This is a genomic window from Bdellovibrio sp. HCB288, assembly GCF_047305935.1.
GTDB lineage: Bacteria > Bdellovibrionota > Bdellovibrionia > Bdellovibrionales > Bdellovibrionaceae > Bdellovibrio.
In genome coordinates, this window is sequence record NZ_CP178619.1 from 2,380,230 (window position 1) to 2,400,031 (window position 19,802).

Sequence of the window (19,802 nt, forward strand, 5' to 3'; positions counted from 1 at the left end):
TCACCTATCTTTTTCTGACGATCACGTCGATGGAGTAGTGGTTGTAGTTCAGGAAAAACAAAACCACGGAATAAAGCAGGATGTAAATCATTTGGATTCCCACGAAGTCCCAGTTTTGAATCAGACAGCTTCCCGCCATGAGCATAATCATAACGGCAAGTCCCGCGATCAGTGTTGGAAAAGTGAATAGACCCAAAATTAACAAAAGACCAATGGCCGCCTCAAGCGGAGGTATTGCATAAGCAAAAGCCACAACCGACCATTGCGGCAGAGGAGCGTCCTTAAAGGTGTCCGTGATCCAAGTGATGAATTTGCTGTAGTTAGCACCGAAGCGAACCACGCCATGAAGAAAAATGTTAATCCCCAAAGCAATCCGCAAAATAGAAACAGCAATATCCTGATGATTTAAATTCATGAAAGGTCTCCTACTCAGAACAATAGTAGACCCATTTCAATAAATCCAAAAGGCGCCAGGCGCCTTTTGATCCAAAATGTGCTTTTTGCCTCTGGCGGAGGCTGGGGCGGTCTTCGTTGCTACGCAGTGCGCGTCGAAAAACCGGCAGCCACATTTCAGGCGCTTTTCCGGAGGGTGTCCGGGCGGCGGTTAGTAGGAGGAGACTAGGCCGCGGGTGTCGGTGTAGGTTTGTACGGCGATGAAGTCGAATTGACCTTTCTTGGTCAGGTCGCTGGCGATGTAGGCCACGGTGCCTGGATTTTGTGGATCCACTTTGGCCAGGTGATAACCGACATATTTGGGAGTTTTGATAGTTAGAGTGTAGCTATTTGTGATTTCCCATTTAACATCCACTTCGAAGTCGACGATTTCCTCGATGATTCCCGTGTTCAAGGCAATCAAACCACCTTTGGAGTCTTTAAATTGGAAGCTCATTCGGTCGACTCTTAAGGCCTGACGAATGAAGCTGCCACTTTTGGTCAGATAGTTCATGCAAGCTTGTGGGAAGTAGGGCGAATAAACCCAGTCGTAAAATGCCAACTCGTCCAGGTACTCCACCGTTGCACCCTCGATGTGCACATCCAAAGTTTTTAGTTTGGTGAAGCCTGTCTTGATTTTAAAAAGGGGAGTTCCGTTCCCCGCGATAATATTCGCGTCCATCCCGGCGCTGATTGACATGTTTTTGGCGATGTCTGGCATTTCAGCCGCTGTGGTTTGATAAAGATTTGTCGGCATCCCTTCAAATGTTGATGGGAAGCATGTTTTTGACGGAGACACCAAGCGCAGCTGTTCTGGTGAACCAGACAGCAATGAACCCACGCCCACATCTGCCAAAGGCTGTTGAAACGGGATGTAGCCTTGATCCGCGATGAAATTGTCATATTGAGTTTTCGGACTGCATGCGACCATGCTACCAAAAGCCAAGCCTACTAAAATTACCTTTGTACCCAATGTTCCCATAGTGCCTCCAAGCAGGTGGAACTATCGGCGGGAGCTTTCATGACTTAAGTCTGGCTCATTTTGCCCAAACATTTTACAGGACGTCGCGAGAACTGAATTAATTCGAATTGAGTGAGTATCAAAGTGGAACTCGAAATATTTCGATCAGAGTTTAGATAGAAACAAAAACATTCGGTGCTAAGTAATCACTGCATATAAGGGAAATTTTAAAAATATTTTTGAAGAGTCGTAATCTGAATAGTTAACGTGATCGAATTTTTGAAATGTTATTATCGAAAAAATAAAACCCCGCGGAGTGCGCGGGGTTTATGATTTTATACTTCTAGTAGCAGTCTTTCAGGATCTTCAACAAGCTCCTTGATCTTAACCAGGAAGCTAACGGCTTCTTTACCGTCGATGATTCTATGGTCGTAAGTCAAAGCCACGTACATCATTGGGCGGATTTCAACTTTACCGTCGATCGCCATTGGGCGGTCTTGGATTTTATGAAGTCCCATGATTGCTGATTGTGGGAAGTTCACGATTGGAGTTGAGAGCAATGAACCGAACACGCCACCGTTTGTGATGGAGAAAGTACCGCCACCCAAATCGTTTGGAGAGATCTTGCCATCGCGACCTTTAGCTGCCAAATCACGAATCGCCAGTTCAATACCAGCCAAAGACAAAGTATCTGCATCCTTCACGTTTGGAACCATCAAACCCTTCTCTGTCGATACAGCGATACCGATGTTGTAGTAGTTGTGGTATTCGACGTCGGTGCCAGTGATCCATGCATTCACTGCAGGGAAGGCTTTCAAAGCTTCAACAGAGGCTTTTACAAAGAAGCCGTTGAAGCCAAGGTTGATTCCGTATTTTTCTTTGAACTTGTCTTTGTACTTCGCACGAAGCTCCATCACTTTCGTCATGTCGATTTCGTTGAAAGTCGTCAGAAGTGCGGCAGTGTTCTGCGCTTCTTTTAGTTTTTCAGAAATACGCTTACGAATAGTCGTCATCGGAACAAGTTTTTTATCGCCTTGTTTCGAAGGACCTGTTGCCACCGGAACCACTGTCGGAGCGGCAGCTTTTGCTGGCGCAGCAGAAGCTGCGGCTGCTGCAGGTTTACTTGCAGAACCCGGAGTTGCCCCAAGAACATCTCCCTTAGTCAAACGACCGTCTTTACCAGTGCCCGCGACTTGTGAAGGATCGATCTGGTTTTCAGTCACGATTCTTTGTACCGCCGGAGAAAGATTTGGATTCGAACCAGCTGCTGCCGGAGCTGCAGATGGGGAAGCTGATGTTTGTGCTGCTGGTTGAGCAGGCGGCGGCGGAGGTACAGAGCCTTTATCCGCTGGAGCTGCCGCAGGGGCACCTGCAGAAGCTTTTGCGTCTGTATCCAAGGTAGCCACAGTCGCACCGATTAATACCGTTGCACCGGCTTCGCTGCCAGGAAGGATAGTCAAAACACCGTCGTTTTCAGCGACAACTTCAACGCTCGCTTTATCAGTTTCAAGAAGCATCAACACTTCGTTACGTTTTACGAAGTCGCCGGATTTTTTCGTCCAGCTGCCAATCGTCGCTTCAGTGATCGATTCGCCTACTGCGGGAACTTTAATCTCTTGTTTCATGTTGCATATCCTTTAGCTAAAGATGCTTTTAATAATGTCAGCTTGTTCCGTTTTGTGTCTGTGGATAGAGCCCACAGCTGGCGACGCTTTCTCTGGTCGGCCCGCATACTCAAAACGCAGTTGCAATCCAGCTTTTTGCACCACTTCAATGAACTTGAAGTAGACGTGCTGGAAGGCACCCATATTTTTTGGTTCTTCCTGAGCCCAGATAAGTGTCTTCGCCTTAGGGTAGCCCTTAAGGATTTCAGAAACTTGACGAGCTGGGAATGGATAGATCTGCTCAAGGCGAACCAGGGCGATGTTATCCTTTTTGGATTTTTCTCTTTCATCCAGAAGTTCATAGTAGAACTTACCGGAAACAAACACCACTGTATCCACTTTGGATTTGTCCGTGTTATCTGCAAGAACCGGTTGGAATGTTCCGTTAGCCAGATCCTCAATTGGTGAAACAGCTTTTGGATGTCTCAACAAAGATTTTGGCGTCATGATTACCAGTGGTTTTCTGAAATCGCGAACCACTTGACGGCGAAGCGCATGGAAGATCTGTGCCGGCGTCGTCAGATTGCACACTTGCATGTTGTACAAAGCACAGCTTTGCAAGAAGCGCTCAAGACGGGCCGAGCTGTGCTCTGGTCCCTGACCTTCGTAACCGTGAGGAAGCAAAAGAACCAAGCCGGACATTTGCTGCCATTTGGATTCTGCCGCTGCGATGTACTGGTCAATCACGATTTGCGCGCCATTGACGAAGTCACCGAACTGAGCTTCCCACATCACCAAAGTGTTTGGATCCTGAACCGTGTAACCGTATTCGTAACCCATCACGCCGTACTCAGACAGAATGGATTCTGCCGCCAAAAGTTTTGCTTTCGGATTTGTATCAGCCAATGGGAAGAAAGCTTTGTTTGTTTTTACATCGTACATACCCGCGTGACGGTGAGTGAAAGTACCACGCACGCAGTCTTCACCAGTCAAACGAACGGACTTGCCTTCAGAAAGCAAAGAACCATAGGCAAGAAGCTCACCCATGCCCCAGTCAACCGCCGTTTTACCGGAAGCCATGTCTTTGCGGCTTTCCAAAAGTTTGATTAACTTTGGATGCGGGGTAAAGTCAGCAGGGTAGGAAGCGGCTTTTTCACCGATCTGTTTTAGCTTCGCCAAATCAAAGCCCGTGTTCACAGGTTTATCAGCATCGGCTTCAACACCTTTGCGAAGTCCTGACCAGTTGCCTTCGAACTTGAAGTTCTTAAGTTTCGGAGCCGCTTTTTTAGTGTCTTCAAAAATCTGTTGCAGGCGATCCATCGCTTTTTGGTAAAGCTCGTCCGCTGTTTTTTGATCCACGCTGTTTTCACCAGCCAGTTTCGCAGCATAGATTTCGCGAACTGTTTGGTGAGCTTTGATCAAATCATACATCAATGGCTGTGTGAAAGCAGGTTCGTCACCCTCGTTATGACCGTATTTACGGTAGCAGATCAAATTCACAACCACGTCTTTGCCGAATTGCTGACGGTAGCGAACGGCGATGTCCATCGCACGCACGCAGGATTCAACATCGTCACCGTTACAGTGAAGTACTGGCGTGAAAGTCATTTTCGCAGCATCGGAAGCATAGCGAGTGGAGCGGGCGTCTTTCGAGCCCGTCGTGAAACCCACTTGGTTGTCGATGATGATATGGATTGTTCCGCCAGTGGTATGCGAATGAACTGCCGCCATTTGCATTGTTTCCTGGATGATGCCTTGACCAGCGAAAGCCGCGTCCCCGTGAATCAACACGCAGACAGCACCCTTGCGATCGCCACCATTCAAGTCTTGAGAGGCGCGAGTGATACCCAGAGCAACCGCGTTCACAGTTTCCAGGTGAGAAGGATTGTAAGCCAATGTAGTTTTAACAGAAGAGCCGTTGGCAGCTTTTTTCTCGGATTTATATCCCAAGTGGTATTTTACGTCGCCATCGAAATCTTCGATTGGTTTTTCAAGTTCCAATGGACCATTGAAATCACCAAAGACGTACTCTTCACCTTTGCCAAAGAAATTTACCAGCATGTTCACGCGGCCACGATGGGCCATACCCATGTGGATCTCTTTTACGCCCACAGCAGAGCCGCGCTCGACCACAGTGTCCATCATCGCCAGAACTGAATCAGCACCCTCAACCGAGAAGCGCTTTGTTCCCACGTAACGGGTGTGAACGAATTTTTCCAAAGTCTCGGCCTTCGTCAAAGAAGCCAGAACGTTTTTCTTTTCTTCAGAAGAAAGTTTAAAGGACGGAGTTTCAAACTCCTGCAAAAGCCATTTGTATTCAGCAGCTGTCGCATCGGAAGCTTGCAAAGCAATCTTACCGCAGAAAGCTTTTTGCAGGTGAGCGATCAGCTCTGCCAATGTGGCATTTTGTTTTCCGACCAAAGCGCCGATTTGAAATTTTGCATTCAAATCTTTGTCACTAAGACCAAATGTTTTAAGATTTAAAGCTTCGTTCGCCTGTGGTTTGTAAAGAGGATTCAAATCCGCTTCAAGATGTCCTTGTGCGCGGTAAGCTTGAATCAACTGAAAGACTGATAGCTCTTTGTCGGACATCCCGAATTTGCCAGATTGAGCAAACTCTACTCCTTCAAAGAAACTTCTCCACTCTGGAGCGAGAGTTTCAGGCTTAGTTTTGAAGTCACCATACAGGGCTTCAATGTATTCAAGATTTGAACTGTTGATACCATTGTTGTTCACGGAATTCCTCACTTTACGCAGAACCTTGTTTTTTCCAAAAACTCGCGCATTTGTAACGCGTTAATGCATAGCAAAAATCGAGAGTTTTCATATTCAAGCAAGCACTGTCATGATAGCTCTGATTTTATTGAAATAGAAGGAGTTTAAGCGTGTATAAGTTGGTGCTAATTCGACACGGTGAAAGTGTTTGGAATCAAGAGAATCGCTTCACAGGTTGGCAAGACGTTGATCTTTCCGAAAAAGGTCGTGCCGAAGCTGCAAAAGGAGGCAAATCACTCCACGAAAAAGGCTTCCAATTCGATATTGCTTATACAAGCGTACTAAAACGCGCGATTAAAACCCTCAATTTCGTTTTGGACGAGATCGATCAAGTGTGGCTTCCTGTCCACAAAGAATGGCGCTTGAACGAACGTCACTACGGCGCTCTTCAGGGACTTAACAAAGCAGAAACTGCAGCCCGTCATGGGGAAGAACAAGTTAAGATCTGGCGTCGCAGTTACGATGTTATGCCACCGGCTATGGAAAACAATGATCCCCGTCATCCTTCGCACGATCCGCGCTACAAAAATGTGCCTCCGGGACTTTTGCCCAGCGCAGAATCCCTTAAAGAGACGGTTGCGCGCTTCCTGCCGCTTTGGAACGAAACTATTGCTCCTAAAATCAAATCCGGCCAAAAAGTCCTAATCGTGGCCCATGGCAACAGTTTGCGTGCTTTGATGCAACACCTTGAAAATATGACACCGGATCAGATCATGGGCGTAAATATGCCAACCGGAATTCCGCTAGTGTACGAACTCGATAAAGATCTGAAAGTGATCGGCAAAGAGTTTGTTGGGGACCCGGATGAAGTAAAGGCGGCGATGGAAGCTGTCGCAAATCAGGGTAAAGCGAAATAATTTCGTCGGCATCTAAGTTAAGACTAAAATTAGTTTTCATTGGGGGATTTTAAGAAATCCCCCTTTTTTTTGAACCCGCCTTGACAGTTTTTGGATCGGTTCCATAGTTAATTATGAGAAGTGATCCGGAAGCTTCCTCGATTTTAAGCTAAAAGCTCTCTGACAATGTCAGAGCAATTTTGAATTTATTAGGAGGATTTTATGTCAATGCGTTCATTATCACCATGGTCCAACCGTCGCCCATCCAACGATATCTTCAGTCAATTTGAAGAGTTCTTTAATGATGTTGATCGCGGTTTCACTCCCGCTCGTGCAACGATGGATTTTTCACCCTCAGTCGACATTGAGGAAAATGAAAACGCCTATATCGTAACCACGGATTTACCGGGCTTTAAAAAAGAAGACATCAAAATTGAAATGGCCGACAACGTTCTGACTATTTCAGGCGAAAGAATGAAAGAAGCCGGAGATAAGAAATACTCCGAGCGCTCGTATGGAAAATTCCAGCGAACTTTCAGTCTGCCAGTGCATGTCGCCGGCGACAAAATCGAGGCGTCCTATAAGGACGGCGTGCTGGCTGTGACTTTGCCAAAAGCCGAAGGCACAAAAAGCCGCTCGATTAAAGTGCAATAATTTAATAAGCCCTCCGCGAAAGCGGAGGGAATTCTTAGCTAAAGTTTGAGGTTGGTAAGGCAAGTCTGATGGAGTCTTCAACTCCAGGGGCCGCTGTCATTCCTCCCGAACCTTCCTCTACACGTTTTTTGTTACTCTCTCCATCCCTTCGAACCTTACATTCAGGCCTCGAAGTTCCACAGACCTGCCTTATCAATCATCAAATTTTAGCTAAGAATTCCGAAGCAGCACTCGAAAGAGTGCTGTGTTACATGGTGTTTTTCATGGCTGAAGCATCTCCCTTCAAGCAAAATGAACTTTCTGGGGGCATGATGGAAAAAGAGAGAACGCAAAAAGAAAAAATGCTGGCGGGCGAGCTTTATATGGCGGATACGGCCTTGCAAGCAGAGCAAGTTTTAGCGCAACAAGAAGTCATGGAATACAATCAATCAAGCCCCGCTGATGCAGAATTACGGAGCAGTCTTTTAAGTCGAATTTTCGGAAGCGTCGGGGAGAGGGTGGTGGTTCGCCCTCCGATTCAAGTTGATTACGGCTTCAATATTTCCGTCGGATCACGCACATTTATTAACTTCAACGCGGTTTTTTTAGACTGCAATAAAATCACCATCGGGGAAGACTGTCAGATTGCTCCAGGCGTGCAGTTTTATACTGCAACTCATCCTTTAGAGGCAAAAACTCGCAAAAGCGGACTTGAATCAGCTCATCCCATTACCATCGGAAACAATGTCTGGATTGGCGGAAACGCCATTATCTGTCCCGGTGTTACGATTGGTGAGAATTCGGTAGTGGGTGCGGGTTCTGTGGTTACCAAAAGTCTGCCGGCAAATGTTTTAGCCGTCGGAAACCCCGCAAGAATAATTAGACAACTAGATTAGTTCCTTTCCAGAGCTATCAGTTTCCTTATTGTATTGCGCTGCGGAACCGCTGCGGTTCTGCAGTGAGTTGATGTGGGGCATGCTGATAGCACAAAGTGCGTCTCATTTTGATACGAGGATGATTTAATCACCCTGATGACATTTCCTGTCCAAGGCACCGCCAAAGCCTCTTCGTTCTGTTAGAAGTTGGCATTCTTCCTGCTAAATTAATGACTACAGAGGAAGTTATGCCGAGGTTATGCACAAACAAACAGTTGGCGGCCAAAAAGCTCATCACAGCAATTGGCGTATTTATTTCCTTTTTTATTTTTTCTGAATACTCGCAGGCAGCGCTAAGTGAAGTTCAAATTCAAAAAATTCAAGATCTAGTCGGTCAGCAAACGTACCACGACGGTCCTAATTGTTATAATGCGGCTTCATATATCAGTGGCTTCACAGACTACCTTTATCAAACAAGCACAATGGAATTGAAATATTATCTGGCTTATTCCTGTTATGAAAACAAAGGAAAACCCGCGTCTGGTGATATTTTGATAATCGGCACTCCTTATCTGAATTTTGCTAATTCCATAGCACACGCTGTGGTTGTTCTTGAAAACGATAGTGTTTTCGAAAAAGGATCTCCAGCGGCCTTCTACAAGACCGAAAAGTTTAGCCAAGATGATCGCAAGAAATATTTGCCATATACGTATTACTCTATCAGCAACATTCAAAAATCTCTTTATGCCGGTGACATCTCTAGAGAAGACCGCAATATCAAATACTATAGTTGTAATGGTGATTTTAAAAGTCTGAACAAGAAATGCGAAGCTGGAACGCTTTACGAAGGAATTAAATCCATCCAAAAACAGCTCCAGGCCATTTCATTAAATAAGAAAAGAGATGTATCAGCAGAGGCCAGAATACTTTTAGATGAAACCGGAAGATCTATTGAACAGTTTCATCAGTCCGACATCCAGGACGAGTGTTCGTTGTACTATTTCACTCAATGGAATTCAATTTTATGGCACTTTCAAAACTCGGATTGGGGAGTCAGCGAACACGACGCCTATCAAAAAGTGGATCAAATTCTGAAATCCATGCTCCCTAAATATTTAGAACTTAAAATAGACCCAGCAAGTAAATTCATTTTAGCGGAATAAATTTTTGCCCCATCTTGGCCGAACAGAGGCTGAAAAGTGACAATTGTCGATAGCTGTTTGTTTCTTTAACCGAATAGCCCACACGAGTGCATTTATATAAGCCGCCTAGGGGGCACATTTTTCGCAACCAGGCTTATTATGAAAAGAAGTCTATCCATCTGGTTTATAGCTGTACAAGTAGTTGCCATAGCTGTTCCGCTGCATTCCGGGGCTGCCGGCCTCTCTTGCAGTACTATTTTCGCAGCCCGATCTAAGCAGTCAGCTGTTGTCAGCCTGCTGGAGCAGATCGCTACTTTAACCAAGGATGAGGCTCGAAATTTGGTAACCTTGGATGGTTCCGGAGGCGAGGTCTTCGCTTATAGCAAAAGTAATGACGCCCGTATTTTTGTCGACAAATCTTTTGAGCCTGCAACTTTTGAAAGAAGTAAAACTGAAATTGTTACGATCTTTAATTCTCATGATTGGGGTGGTGGACGCCTTGATCGCAGTTTAGTGATGGCCCAAGGTGATGTCTTTGGCGAAGGCTATTATCGCCAGCGCCTAAGACAAATCAACAGTGGTGAACAAATCGCGCCATTTTCTGATTTTATTCAAAAGCAAACATGGTTGGAGTGGCAGCCACAGTCGGGCACATACAAGGCTCACACGACAGGTTCGCAAGAACGCCTTATTCAACATTTACAAAATATATCTGGGAATACGATCACGCTTTATCGGGGATTTCGCAGCCCAAATGAAGTCACATTTTTAAAAGGCCTGATGGTTTTAAGCGACGGACAGTTACAAAAAAGCGACGCCAGAGTCCTTTCTGAGTTAGTCAGTTCCTATGCCGAAAGCAGTTCTGGAGAAAAATCCAAACAGCTGTATTCATCCGCACTGGAAAGCCTAAAAAAGCCTCTCTCTGCAGTCGAGCAAAAAGAATTGGCGGATGTGTTGACTGAAGCACGCTATGAAAGCGGTGAAAATGCACCCGAACGATTTTTCTTCAGCAACATAGAAGCCTTGGCTAAAGAATACAGTGGAAATGGCGAGATTTTAAAGATCACCATCGACGTGGCAAATCTTCAGAAACTGTCCCAATCATCAAACCTTTACATTGGAATTGAATTCAACTTTTATGAAGTTCTATTCAAGGGTTCCGCTCCCATAAAGGTCCTTTTGCCGAATATGGAATTTAAAAATTAATTGGTAAGGTAACAGTTCCCTTTTCGGAACGCGTTGCGTTCCGAAAAGGGAACTGTTACCTTAGGGCATGATTTTAATTCGTGATATTTCCACTCTATTGACTATGGCGGGGGCTGCTTCCAAAGAGGGCCGCCGTGTGACTGAAGCTGATTTGGGCATTGCCCAAAAACAGGCAATACTTATCGATAAAGGTGTCATTCAATGGGTGGGGGCTTCCGGGAAAGTTCCCAAATCTTTTGCGAAATCAAAAATCAAAGAATTCAGCGCCAAAGGTTTGACCGTGCTGCCAGGTTTTGTCGAGTGCCACACGCATTTGATATACTCCGGCAATCGTGCGGCGGAATTTGAAATGCGCAATCAGGGAGTGTCGTATCAGGAAATCGCTGCCAAAGGTGGCGGGATTTTGTCGACTATGAAAAACACCCGCCAATCTTCTGTCGCAGACCTGGTGCGCACAGGACAGCAGCGCCTGGATCACTTTGTGTCCCAGGGTGTGACGACGGTTGAAATTAAATCCGGATATGCACTTAATTTGAAAGATGAACTTAAAGTTTTGCAAAGCGTGCAAAAGCTCAGTGGAGCGCGCACAGTGGCGACCTTCCTGGGGGCTCATGCATTGCCGCCGGAATTCAAAACTTATGAAAGTTACCTGGAGCATCTGGGTGATGTCGTTTTGCCTCAAGTGAAAAAGAAAAAGCTCGCGAACCGCGTGGATGTCTTCATTGAAAAAGGCTTTTTCCCTCTGGAGGCTTCCGAAAAATATCTGCGTAAAGCGCAACAGCTGGGCTTTGAAATTTTAATTCACGCCGATCAAATGACATTGTCGGGCGGCGCGGACCTCGCGGTGAAGCTGGGTGCTTTGTCAGGAGATCATCTTTTACAGATCACAGACAAAGAGATCAAAAATCTTGCGAAGTCAGAGGTCACTTGTGTGATGTTGCCGGCAGCGGATTTGTACACTCGGACCAAGTATCCTCCAGCCAAGGAATTGATCGAGGCGGGGGCACGCGTGGCTCTGGCGACGGATTTTAATCCGGGGACTTCGCCGACTCAGGATTTGAATTTGGTGGGGTTGCTGGCGCGCCTGGAAATGAAGATGACATTGCCACAGGTGATCGGCGCCTACACAATGGGTGCGGCTCACGCGCTGAATATGCAAAACGAAGTGGGTTCGTTGGAAGTTGGCAAGTCTGCTGATATTTTGTGCATTGACCAGAGTTGGGATTGTCTATTCTATAGTGTCGGTGAGCGACCTCAAAAGATGGTTTTCTCTCGAGGAAAGAAGATCTATGACAGTCTTGAATAATCCGTTGCGTCACGAAATTTAAGAATCTTACATCTTTTATAAATTTTTGTTTGAACTCTGTGCTCTTTTCTTTCTAGTCTTGTGTTGTGACCGGGGGGGGAGCAACTAGTGAGATCATCATATACGACATTGATGCAGTCGAAATATTTTAATCCTGCGTTTAACAGCGCTATATTCGACGGCCCGGTACGCATTTACTTTGCGCAGTTTCATGAAGCACTGGCTTTGAAAATTTACTTCATGGTGCAACAACAGCTGGTTCAAGAAACAGCGAAAGCCAAAGAGGCAGCCAAAGCATCTGGCGCCAATATTCTGGTGATGATTTATCCGACTTCTGACAGTTTCCAATTATCCTTCGAAAACGCCAAATCCGAGAATCCTCTTGAAGTTGAAAAATGGGGTGAGGATGTGGTCATCGGATTACGTGGACCGCTCGAAGATGAGAATCTGGATCTATTGATCGAGACCTTGCGCATGACAATGAACAACTGGAAGCCAGCTAGTCTAGTTCGTTCTACCAGCCTTCAGGAACTGTGATACTATTATCCCTATGAATAAACGTGGTCAGATCGTGGTGGAGTACGTGCTCCTCCTCGTCATTGCAACAGGTGTGGCGGCTCTTTTAGTCAGCCAACTCGTCAGTCGTAATCCTGACGATCCTGGCGCTTTGACCTCGAAGTGGCAGTCGATTCTTTTGGCTGTCGGGGCCGATGTTCCCGATTCAAACAAATAATATTTAAATCTCGTGAATTCACTAGAGGAACGGATTGCCTCGTTGGCTGATCTCTTCTTCGATGGCGGCTTGCATTTTTTCCTGAATGTCCTGGGCGATTTCATGCACCAGTTCGGCGTCATCGACGGCGCTGGGTTTATACGGCAAATGAATGGGTTCCAGGAAGCGAATGCGCCACTTTGCCGGCAGCGGCAGAATATTCAAAGGCAGTGGTATAACAGAGCCTTTCAGGAACTTCGTGAATTTCAACTTCTTCAAATTGATGTGAGTTTCCTCCGCTCCCAAAATTACCACAGGCACGATCGGGGATTGGGTTTCCAGCGCCATGCGCACGAAACCACGTTTGAACTCCTGCAGTTGGTAGCGTTTGGTGGTGGGTTTGAAGTTTCCCGCTTCACCTTCGGGGAAAAGGACGATGGCATTTCCTTTTTTAAGCGCATTCACGCCATTTTCGTAAGTCGCTTCAGTGAAACCCATTTTGTGGGCCGGGATCGCAGTGGTTTCTGTCAGGAACCAAAAATGATGGGTAAGCACGCGCGGCACGCGTTTGCCTTCTTCCTGAACGATGTGGCCCAGCAAAAATGCATCAAAACCTGAAAAACCGGAATGATTGGGAGCAATAACGACGGAACCACGGCGGGGGATGTTTTCGGCTCCCAGGATCTCCATGCGGAAATACTTACGAAGGATTTCCAACAGAAAACGCGGCAAGACTCGAAAGATCAAAGTGTCCTTGTCGAGGTTCTTCAAGCCGAAAATTTTTTCGTTGGGTTTCTGCAGGAAATTCTTCATGATTATTCCTATACCTAAACCTGAGGTGAATAAATATGACTTCTAGTTTTATCATGGCGATCGACCAAGGGACAACCAGCTCCAGAGTCTGTATTATCAATCAAGCCGGAGGTCTTGTCTCCGAAGCACGTGAAACTTTTAAGCAGATTTTTCCGGAGCCAGGATGGGTGGAGCACGATCCTGAGGACATTTGGTACACGACGCAGAGATCGATGCGAATGGCGATCGAGAAAGCGAAAATCAAACCGTCAGATATCAAAGCGATCGGTATCACCAATCAACGTGAAACCGTGATGGTATGGGATAAGAAAAATGGCAAAGCCGTTTACAATGCCATCGTTTGGCAGTGTCGTCGCACGAAAACACAATGTGAAAAACTGAAGAAGGCGAAAAAAGAGAAGATGATCACCGCGAAAACCGGTCTGGTCTTGGATCCGTATTTTTCAGCAACCAAAATTCAGTGGATTTTGAAAAACGTAAAAGGCGCCAAAGAACGCGCACGTAGCGGGGATCTGTTGGCTGGGACGGTGGATACCTATTTGCTGTTCCGCTTGACCCAAGGTCAATCGCACAAAACAGATGTCAGCAATGCTTCGCGAACGATGTTGATGAATATTCACACCGGCTGGTGGGATGAGGATTTAACGAAACTATTCGGCGTTCCGGAAGCCATGCTTCCAGAGATTTGCCCATCCAACGCGGACTTCGGTGTGACGCGCGGACTGGGATTTATGCCGGATGGAGTCCCTATTTGCGGCATCCTGGGTGACCAGCAATCCGCATTGTTTGGGCAAGCCTGTTATGACCTGGGTGATTCCAAATGTACTTTCGGCACCGGCAGTTTTCTATTGCTAAACACCGGCAAGAAAGCGGTGAAATCAAAGAACCGTCTTCTGACCACGGTCGCGTGGAAGTTGAAAGATGGTGATATGACCTATGCCCTTGAGGGTGGAGCCTTCGTTTGCGGAGCTGCGGTTCAGTGGCTGCGTGACGGGTTGGGGTTGTTTCAGCAGTCTTCAGAGATCGAAGCCCTTGCCAAAACAGTCAACACCACGGATGGGGTGGAGTTTGTTCCGGCATTGACGGGACTGGGTGCGCCTCACTGGAAACCCGATGCCCGCGGAGTCATCTGTGGACTTACCCGCGGTTCAACCAAGGCACATATTGCGCGCGCCACTTTAGAGGCGATGGCTTTGCAAAACGTGGATATTCTGGTCACGATGGAAAAGGACCTGGGTAAGAAGCTAAAATCAGTTCGTGTTGACGGTGGTGCAGCTGCCAACGATCTTTTGATGCAGATGCAGGCCGACTATACGGGGGTTAACGTCATTCGCCCTAAAAATTTGGAAACGACAGCTTTGGGGGCGGCATTTATGGCCGGACTGGGGTGTGGTTTGTGGAAAAATATGATTGAAATCAGAAAAATTTGGGCGACGGACAGGGAATTTAAAGTCAAAATGTCATTGAAGGACCGCAAAGCACGACATGTGCGCTGGCAGGAAGCTTTAAGCAGAGTGTAAAGAATGGCTCAGATGACACAGAATATTTTTAAAAAAGTGCCCGTTTCTGAAAAGAAATTTCTGTTTCGAGAAATTGCACACGACAAACTTCAGATCAATGTGAAGGGGGATGATGACTCTTTCTTCAATCTGATTGCGGTGCAGACGGAAAAAGATGTGGATCTACTGTGTCATCACACCTCCAATTCGCAGCTGTTTGAAAAGAACCAGTCTGTGATGGTGAACTTTGCCTTTAAAGATGAACGCTATTTCTTTCGTACCGAGTTGAGTTTTTCCACGGGTTGGGCGCACTTGAAAATTGATGTGGATTTGTTTCAACTGCAACGTCGCGCGAATGCCCGTATTGATTTGCCTAAAAAATATGACGGGGTTTTCAGACTGACCAAGCATGGTGCGCAGAAATTCTTTCTGGATTCCAAGATTCTGGATGTCAGCGCGGGCGGATTAAAGATCGCTTTTCCCCATGAGCTTCCGGCGCTTCAGGTGGGAGATAAAGTCCAAGGATCAATGCGCTTGGGAATTCGTCGTCCGATTGATTTTGACCTGGAAGTGCGTTTTGCCTCTTTAAAGGATGGAATTCAGATCGCCGGGATGCAGTTTCTAAACGTCGACACCCGCATGGAAAGCCGACTGTTAAGTATGATGGTCGATTTGCAGCGCGAGATATTTATCAAATTCTCATCGGACGAATAGTCCTCAATAAAAAGCCCCTTCGCAGGGGCTTTTTTAGTTTTTAAGTAGTCTGATCTTTTTGATCTTCCATCAGTTTTTTCAGACGGCTTACAAAAGACTTCAGCATGCAGTTCGCCCACACCGGAAGATCGTTCAGGAGTTCCTGAAAACCCTCTTCAGACACACGAACCAAAACCACATCAGTCGCGCATTTCGCCGATGCCGAGCGGGGAGCGTTGTCCAGCATCGCAAACTCACCAAAGGATTCCCCTTCGTTGATGGTGCTGATTTCAACTTCTTTACCACTGCGATCCATGGTGCAGATTTTAATAGTGCCGGATTCGATGATGTAGAAGTGCTTTTCTACATCGCCTTGAAAGAAGACAAATTCGCCGGCTTTATATTGCTGTTTGTGAAGTTGTTCCAATGCTGACATCCGTGTCGCCTTTGTTTTGTGGTTTAGATTATTTTACTCAGATCCCGGACATTCTTGATATAAGAAATTTTCTTGTCTGCAGGAATTTTCATATCGGCCAAATGGCGTTTGTTTGAAAATGGAATCACAAAATGCTGGAAGCCCAGTTTGTCGGCTTCTTTGATACGGCTTTCAACAAATGAAACCCCACGAACCTCACCGGTCAAACCGATTTCGCCAAAGAACACCGTCTTTGCGTCCAGGTCACGACGCCCTTCCGTTGATAAAATGGCAGCTGCCACGGCCAGATCTGCAGCCGGCTCGACAAGTTTAAGACCGCCAACGACATTGATGAAGATGTCATTGTGGGCCAGGCGCACATCCAAGTGGCGATCCAAAACCGCCGTCAACAGGTGCAGACGGTTCACGTCGATCCCCAAGGAGGTTCGTCTTGGCATGGCCATGTTTGTGGAGAGGGTCAGCGCCTGAACTTCGCACAACAGGGGGCGAGTGCCCTCCATCGATGCGAAAACCGCCGAACCAATAAGCTGGTCACCGCGTTCTTCCAGGAATAATTCAGAAGGATTTAGAACTTCCTCCAAGCCTTTTGAATTCATCTGGAAAACGCCCAGTTCGTGAGCGGCGCCAAAACGATTTTTCAAAGTGCGCAACAAGCGGAAGTCATAGGAGGTGTCGCCGTCAAATGAAAGCACGCAATCCACCATGTGTTCCAAAACTTTGGGTCCCGCGATGGAGCCATCTTTCGTCACGTGACCAATCAGAATCACGGCAATACCGTCTTGCTTGGCCAGTCCCATCAGGTGACCCGCACATTCGCGAACCTGCGAAACAGAGCCCGGGGCAGCCTGAAGATCAGAAAGATACATGGTCTGAATGGAATCGACGACCAAAACATCCGGTTTTTTATGACGAGCCATCTCCATCACATTGTGCAAATTACTTTCGGAGCCGACTTCGATAAGCGGGGAGCGGATTCCCAAACGATGCGCGCGGGAGCCGGTTTGCGATACACTTTCCTCTCCGGAAATGTAGAGCACTTTTCGTTTGTCACCAGCAAGTCCGCCAGCCATTTGTAAAAGCAAAGTCGATTTGCCAATACCCGGTGATCCACCCAGCAAGACAAAACTGCCACGTGCAAGACCGCCGCCCAGGACACGATTCAATTCCTCATATCCCGTATCAAAGCGATCCAATTTAATGGCCTCGAGGCTTTGGTCCAGAGAAACCGGTTTGCCAGGAGAAGTGCTGGTTTTTTCGACACTTCCTGTGGACCATCCTCGGGTTTTTGGCTCTTCCAGCTGCAATTCCTCGACGAAAGAATTCCACGCACCGCAGTCAGAGCATTTGCCCTCCCAGCGAGGTCGCTGCGCACCACAATTTTGACAGGTATAGACAGTTTTATTTTTCGATTTTGCCATAGATATTCGGTATCATTATTAGGAGATGGTGACAAGGATGACGCCATCTTTGATACGAGGGAGTGACGGGATGCGGACTAAGTCTGTTTTGTTTTCTATACTATTAGCAGCGCCATTGGCGATGGCTCAATCTGGCAAGGACGAACTGGATTCGTTTAAAAAAGCCTTGGAGCAATTTAAAGCCAGCAAGTACGAGCAGGCGATTCCCGCGTTTCAAACTATCGCTCAAAATAAAACCGAAATGCAGGAGTATGCGCGTTATTATTTGGCGCAATCCTATTTGAAAACTTCCAAATTGGACGACGCTTATAAAGAGCTTGAGGCGATTCAATCCCTTTCTCCCAACGTCAAAATGACCATTGATGTGCAAAGCATGATGGGGCAGATTGATCTTGAGAAAAAGAATTTCAAAGATGCAGCTTCAGTATTTGCCAAGCTTGAAAAACGCACTCGCAATACGGAATCCTATCCGGAAATCATTTACAACCTGGCCGTTGCCGAGCAAGGCCTGGGCAAGCGTGCGCAAATGTGTAACTGGTTGGTGAAGCTTTATGAAAAGCATCCGGCTTATCCAAAAGTTGCTGATTGGGGAGTGGATCTTGCCGCAAGTAAATTTGAAGGCAAGGAAACAGCGTGTGCGACCAGCACCGAGGACTTCCGTACTCGCGTAAGATATCTGTTGTTCGCGGGGCTTGATTCCCGCGCCCAAGCTGAAATCAATACGATGAAAACAAATCTGGCAAAAGTGGATAAGTATCTTGCGGATAAATTGCAGGTTCAGTTCTACATGCAAGAAGGCGAACTGGGCAAAGCCGTTGATTTGCTAAAGCCCTACTATGAAGAGAAAAAACGTGATTTCGATTATCTGATTTTGTTTGCTTCCGCATCAGCGCGCGCGGGTGAAGTGCAATTGGCAGTGGGATCTTACTATTCCGCTTACAAACTAAGCCCAAGATCCAAAACGGGTCGTCAGGCGTTATATCAATCTGCTTTCCTGAGCTATCAGTTTCAGGATTACGATGGGGCGGCTCGCAGATTCCAAGAGTTCATGAAAGTGTTTCCGACTTCAGGTCTTAGCAAGGATGCAAAGTGGCACATGGCTTGGTTGAAGTACCTAAAAGGCGACTACCAAGGTGCTTACAAGGCTTTTTCCGATATGCAGGGGGAAAAGAAACGTAACAAGCGCGCTTGGAAGTCTTTCCCGAATGATCGTGTGAGCTACTGGATGGCGATGAGTTTGTTCCGTCAGGGTAAGATGACCGAGGCCCGTGATAAAATGGCGACCCTGGCGAAAGACCCTTTGATGGGCTACTACTCGATCGCCGCACAAGAGCGTCTTAAAAAAATGGAAGTGTTGCCTTTGCAAAAGTTGGCAACAACGAATCTGCCAACGACGCCTCGTATGATTTCGCGTTTTTCGGCGGGCGAGTTCCTGATGCCGAATGTGGATGATGTCACTTATCGTGGCGATGAGTCTGAGTCAGAGGAAAATCTGATGATCACTCAGTACTCCACGGATGACGAAAAAGAAAGCGAAGAGGAAATCGCTGCGGAAGAGAATCCGGATACTAAATCTGTGGAAGTTGCCCAGGACGAAGCGGCTCCAACAGAAAGCGAAGTCACTGAAGGCGGGGAGAAGGTCGTATTCAACAGCCCGGTTTTGATGAAGCGCTTTGAACGTGCCCGTGATTTGATGATCATTGGCGAAAATGAATGGGCGCGTTGGGACCTTTATGACATCGAAAGAAAAACCCGCAACCGCGAGCATTTGAAAACTCTTATGTCGGAATACTCGACAGCGGGTCACTTCAATCGCTCGTCATATATTGCTCAGGTTACTTTCGGCACGAACCGTGCCTCTCAAGGTTTGGATGGCGGACGTGCGATGTGGGAGCTTGCTTACCCTCGTGCGTATTCTGATTCAGTGGACAAATACACTAAAAAGTTCACCGTTCCGACTGAGCTTGTCTGGGGTATTATGCGCGCGGAAAGTTCTTACCGTCGCGATGCGATTTCTCCGGTGGGAGCGTTGGGCTTGATGCAGGTGATGCCGTTCACAGGTTATAAAGTGGCGACAATGGTTGGTGCGAAGGACTTTAAGCCCACTCAGTTGCTTGAACCTGATACAGCGGTGCAAATTGGTTCCCGTTATTTGAAGCGCTTGATGGATCGCTTTGATAACACCATTCCATTGGTGGCAGCAGGCTACAATGCGGGACCTCACCGAGTGAAAAATTGGCTGGTGTCTTTCGGTACTCTGGAAACGGATGAATTCATTGAACACATTCCGTTCCTGGAAACTCGCAACTATGTGAAGCGTGTGGTTTCCAATGCCTATGTTTACGGAAAACTGTACGGCAGCAATAACAATCTTTTCCCATACCTGTCCGAAGCAGTGCCTGTTAAAGTCAATGCGGAGCTGGTCGGTAAAGAAAATTGGGACGACATTTAGTCGGTATTT

At 46.8% G+C, this 19,802-nt stretch carries 18 protein-coding genes; 11 read left to right on the forward strand and 7 right to left on the reverse strand.

Translation table 11 applies throughout. From position 1 onward, the window contains the following. Positions 1-4 precede the first annotated feature (4 nt). From ACLVWR_RS11610 to ACLVWR_RS11625, 4 genes are all read right to left on the reverse strand, one after another. Complete coding sequence (locus tag ACLVWR_RS11610) at positions 5-415, reverse strand: DoxX family membrane protein (RefSeq protein ID WP_413580816.1); 411 nt, start codon at positions 413-415, stop codon at positions 5-7. Positions 416-604: 189 nt separating this feature from the next. Further along, positions 605-1,414, reverse strand: coding sequence for a hypothetical protein (locus ACLVWR_RS11615; RefSeq protein ID WP_413580817.1), 810 nt, complete (start codon positions 1,412-1,414; stop codon positions 605-607). A gap of 314 nt (positions 1,415-1,728) precedes the next feature. Continuing rightward, positions 1,729-3,018: a 2-oxoglutarate dehydrogenase complex dihydrolipoyllysine-residue succinyltransferase gene (gene odhB, locus ACLVWR_RS11620; RefSeq protein ID WP_413580818.1), complete on the reverse strand. Its 1,290-nt coding sequence runs from the start codon at positions 3,016-3,018 to the stop codon at positions 1,729-1,731. A 12-nt stretch (positions 3,019-3,030) separates the two neighbouring features. Then, positions 3,031-5,733 carry a 2-oxoglutarate dehydrogenase E1 component gene (locus ACLVWR_RS11625; RefSeq protein ID WP_413580819.1) on the reverse strand — a complete coding sequence of 901 codons (2,703 nt, stop codon included), beginning with the start codon at positions 5,731-5,733 and terminating at the stop codon, positions 3,031-3,033. 149 nt (positions 5,734-5,882) lie between these two features. On the opposite strand from ACLVWR_RS11625, the gene gpmA reads away from it, so the two are divergent. The 8 genes from gpmA to ACLVWR_RS11665 all read left to right on the forward strand — a co-directional run bounded on the left by gpmA (position 5,883) and on the right by ACLVWR_RS11665 (position 12,503). Further along, positions 5,883-6,629, forward strand: coding sequence for a 2,3-diphosphoglycerate-dependent phosphoglycerate mutase (gpmA, locus tag ACLVWR_RS11630; protein WP_413580820.1), 747 nt, complete (start codon positions 5,883-5,885; stop codon positions 6,627-6,629). 201 nt (positions 6,630-6,830) lie between these two features. Further along, the gene (locus tag ACLVWR_RS11635; protein ID WP_413580821.1) at positions 6,831-7,262 is read left to right on the forward strand and encodes an Hsp20/alpha crystallin family protein; all 432 of its coding nucleotides are present in this window, start codon (positions 6,831-6,833) and stop codon (positions 7,260-7,262) included. A gap of 311 nt (positions 7,263-7,573) precedes the next feature. Continuing rightward, complete coding sequence (locus ACLVWR_RS11640) at positions 7,574-8,137, forward strand: sugar O-acetyltransferase (protein WP_413583499.1); 564 nt, start codon at positions 7,574-7,576, stop codon at positions 8,135-8,137. A 227-nt stretch (positions 8,138-8,364) separates the two neighbouring features. Beyond that, positions 8,365-9,279, forward strand: coding sequence for a hypothetical protein (locus ACLVWR_RS11645; protein ID WP_413580822.1), 915 nt, complete (start codon positions 8,365-8,367; stop codon positions 9,277-9,279). Positions 9,280-9,417: 138 nt separating this feature from the next. Then, positions 9,418-10,464: a hypothetical protein gene (locus ACLVWR_RS11650; RefSeq protein WP_413580823.1), complete on the forward strand. Its 1,047-nt coding sequence runs from the start codon at positions 9,418-9,420 to the stop codon at positions 10,462-10,464. Between the two features lie 67 nt (positions 10,465-10,531). Next, on the forward strand, positions 10,532-11,770 hold the full coding sequence (gene hutI, locus ACLVWR_RS11655; protein ID WP_413580824.1) for an imidazolonepropionase: 1,239 nt from the start codon (positions 10,532-10,534) through the stop codon (positions 11,768-11,770). A gap of 108 nt (positions 11,771-11,878) precedes the next feature. Continuing rightward, positions 11,879-12,307 (forward strand): hypothetical protein, encoded by a 429-nt coding sequence (locus tag ACLVWR_RS11660; protein ID WP_413580825.1) that lies wholly within the window; start codon positions 11,879-11,881, stop codon positions 12,305-12,307. A 13-nt stretch (positions 12,308-12,320) separates the two neighbouring features. Next, the gene (locus ACLVWR_RS11665) at positions 12,321-12,503 is read left to right on the forward strand and encodes a hypothetical protein (protein ID WP_340599322.1); all 183 of its coding nucleotides are present in this window, start codon (positions 12,321-12,323) and stop codon (positions 12,501-12,503) included. Positions 12,504-12,524: 21 nt separating this feature from the next. Here the strand turns inward: ACLVWR_RS11665 and ACLVWR_RS11670 are convergent, their stop codons facing one another. Then, on the reverse strand, positions 12,525-13,295 hold the full coding sequence (locus ACLVWR_RS11670) for a lysophospholipid acyltransferase family protein (RefSeq protein ID WP_413580826.1): 771 nt from the start codon (positions 13,293-13,295) through the stop codon (positions 12,525-12,527). A 35-nt stretch (positions 13,296-13,330) separates the two neighbouring features. On the opposite strand from ACLVWR_RS11670, the gene glpK reads away from it, so the two are divergent. Together glpK and ACLVWR_RS11680 are read left to right on the forward strand one after the other, a co-directional pair. After that, positions 13,331-14,815 carry a glycerol kinase GlpK gene (gene glpK / locus ACLVWR_RS11675; RefSeq protein WP_413580827.1) on the forward strand — a complete coding sequence of 495 codons (1,485 nt, stop codon included), beginning with the start codon at positions 13,331-13,333 and terminating at the stop codon, positions 14,813-14,815. A gap of 3 nt (positions 14,816-14,818) precedes the next feature. Beyond that, a complete protein-coding gene (locus ACLVWR_RS11680; protein WP_413580828.1) occupies positions 14,819-15,508 on the forward strand; it encodes a flagellar brake protein in 690 nt (229 codons plus the stop codon). 40 nt (positions 15,509-15,548) lie between these two features. Here the strand turns inward: ACLVWR_RS11680 and ACLVWR_RS11685 are convergent, their stop codons facing one another. Both ACLVWR_RS11685 and radA read right to left on the reverse strand, forming a co-directional pair. Beyond that, positions 15,549-15,923 (reverse strand): Crp/Fnr family transcriptional regulator, encoded by a 375-nt coding sequence (locus ACLVWR_RS11685; protein WP_413580829.1) that lies wholly within the window; start codon positions 15,921-15,923, stop codon positions 15,549-15,551. Positions 15,924-15,946: 23 nt separating this feature from the next. Continuing rightward, the gene (gene radA, locus ACLVWR_RS11690; RefSeq protein WP_413580830.1) at positions 15,947-17,341 is read right to left on the reverse strand and encodes a DNA repair protein RadA; all 1,395 of its coding nucleotides are present in this window, start codon (positions 17,339-17,341) and stop codon (positions 15,947-15,949) included. A gap of 70 nt (positions 17,342-17,411) precedes the next feature. On the opposite strand from radA, the gene ACLVWR_RS11695 reads away from it, so the two are divergent. After that, entirely contained in the window at positions 17,412-19,793 is a 2,382-nt protein-coding gene (locus ACLVWR_RS11695; protein WP_413580831.1) for a transglycosylase SLT domain-containing protein, read from the forward strand. Positions 19,794-19,802 lie beyond the last annotated feature (9 nt).

Excerpts from the sequence above, each read along its gene's own strand:
- ACLVWR_RS11610 (WP_413580816.1), bottom strand. The coding sequence starts at position 415 with ATGAATTTAAATCATCAGGATATTGCTGTTTCTATTTTGCGGATTGCT.
- ACLVWR_RS11615 (WP_413580817.1), bottom strand. The coding sequence starts at position 1,414 with ATGGGAACATTGGGTACAAAGGTAATTTTAGTAGGCTTGGCTTTTGGT.
- odhB (WP_413580818.1), bottom strand. The coding sequence starts at position 3,018 with ATGAAACAAGAGATTAAAGTTCCCGCAGTAGGCGAATCGATCACTGAA.
- ACLVWR_RS11635 (WP_413580821.1), top strand. The coding sequence starts at position 6,831 with ATGTCAATGCGTTCATTATCACCATGGTCCAACCGTCGCCCATCCAAC.
- ACLVWR_RS11640 (WP_413583499.1), top strand. The coding sequence starts at position 7,574 with ATGGAAAAAGAGAGAACGCAAAAAGAAAAAATGCTGGCGGGCGAGCTT.
- ACLVWR_RS11645 (WP_413580822.1), top strand. The coding sequence starts at position 8,365 with ATGCCGAGGTTATGCACAAACAAACAGTTGGCGGCCAAAAAGCTCATC.
- ACLVWR_RS11650 (WP_413580823.1), top strand. The coding sequence starts at position 9,418 with ATGAAAAGAAGTCTATCCATCTGGTTTATAGCTGTACAAGTAGTTGCC.
- hutI (WP_413580824.1), top strand. The coding sequence starts at position 10,532 with ATGATTTTAATTCGTGATATTTCCACTCTATTGACTATGGCGGGGGCT.
- ACLVWR_RS11665 (WP_340599322.1), top strand. The coding sequence starts at position 12,321 with ATGAATAAACGTGGTCAGATCGTGGTGGAGTACGTGCTCCTCCTCGTC.
- ACLVWR_RS11670 (WP_413580826.1), bottom strand. The coding sequence starts at position 13,295 with ATGAAGAATTTCCTGCAGAAACCCAACGAAAAAATTTTCGGCTTGAAG.
- glpK (WP_413580827.1), top strand. The coding sequence starts at position 13,331 with ATGACTTCTAGTTTTATCATGGCGATCGACCAAGGGACAACCAGCTCC.
- ACLVWR_RS11680 (WP_413580828.1), top strand. The coding sequence starts at position 14,819 with ATGGCTCAGATGACACAGAATATTTTTAAAAAAGTGCCCGTTTCTGAA.
- ACLVWR_RS11685 (WP_413580829.1), bottom strand. The coding sequence starts at position 15,923 with ATGTCAGCATTGGAACAACTTCACAAACAGCAATATAAAGCCGGCGAA.
- radA (WP_413580830.1), bottom strand. The coding sequence starts at position 17,341 with ATGGCAAAATCGAAAAATAAAACTGTCTATACCTGTCAAAATTGTGGT.
- ACLVWR_RS11695 (WP_413580831.1), top strand. The coding sequence starts at position 17,412 with ATGCGGACTAAGTCTGTTTTGTTTTCTATACTATTAGCAGCGCCATTG.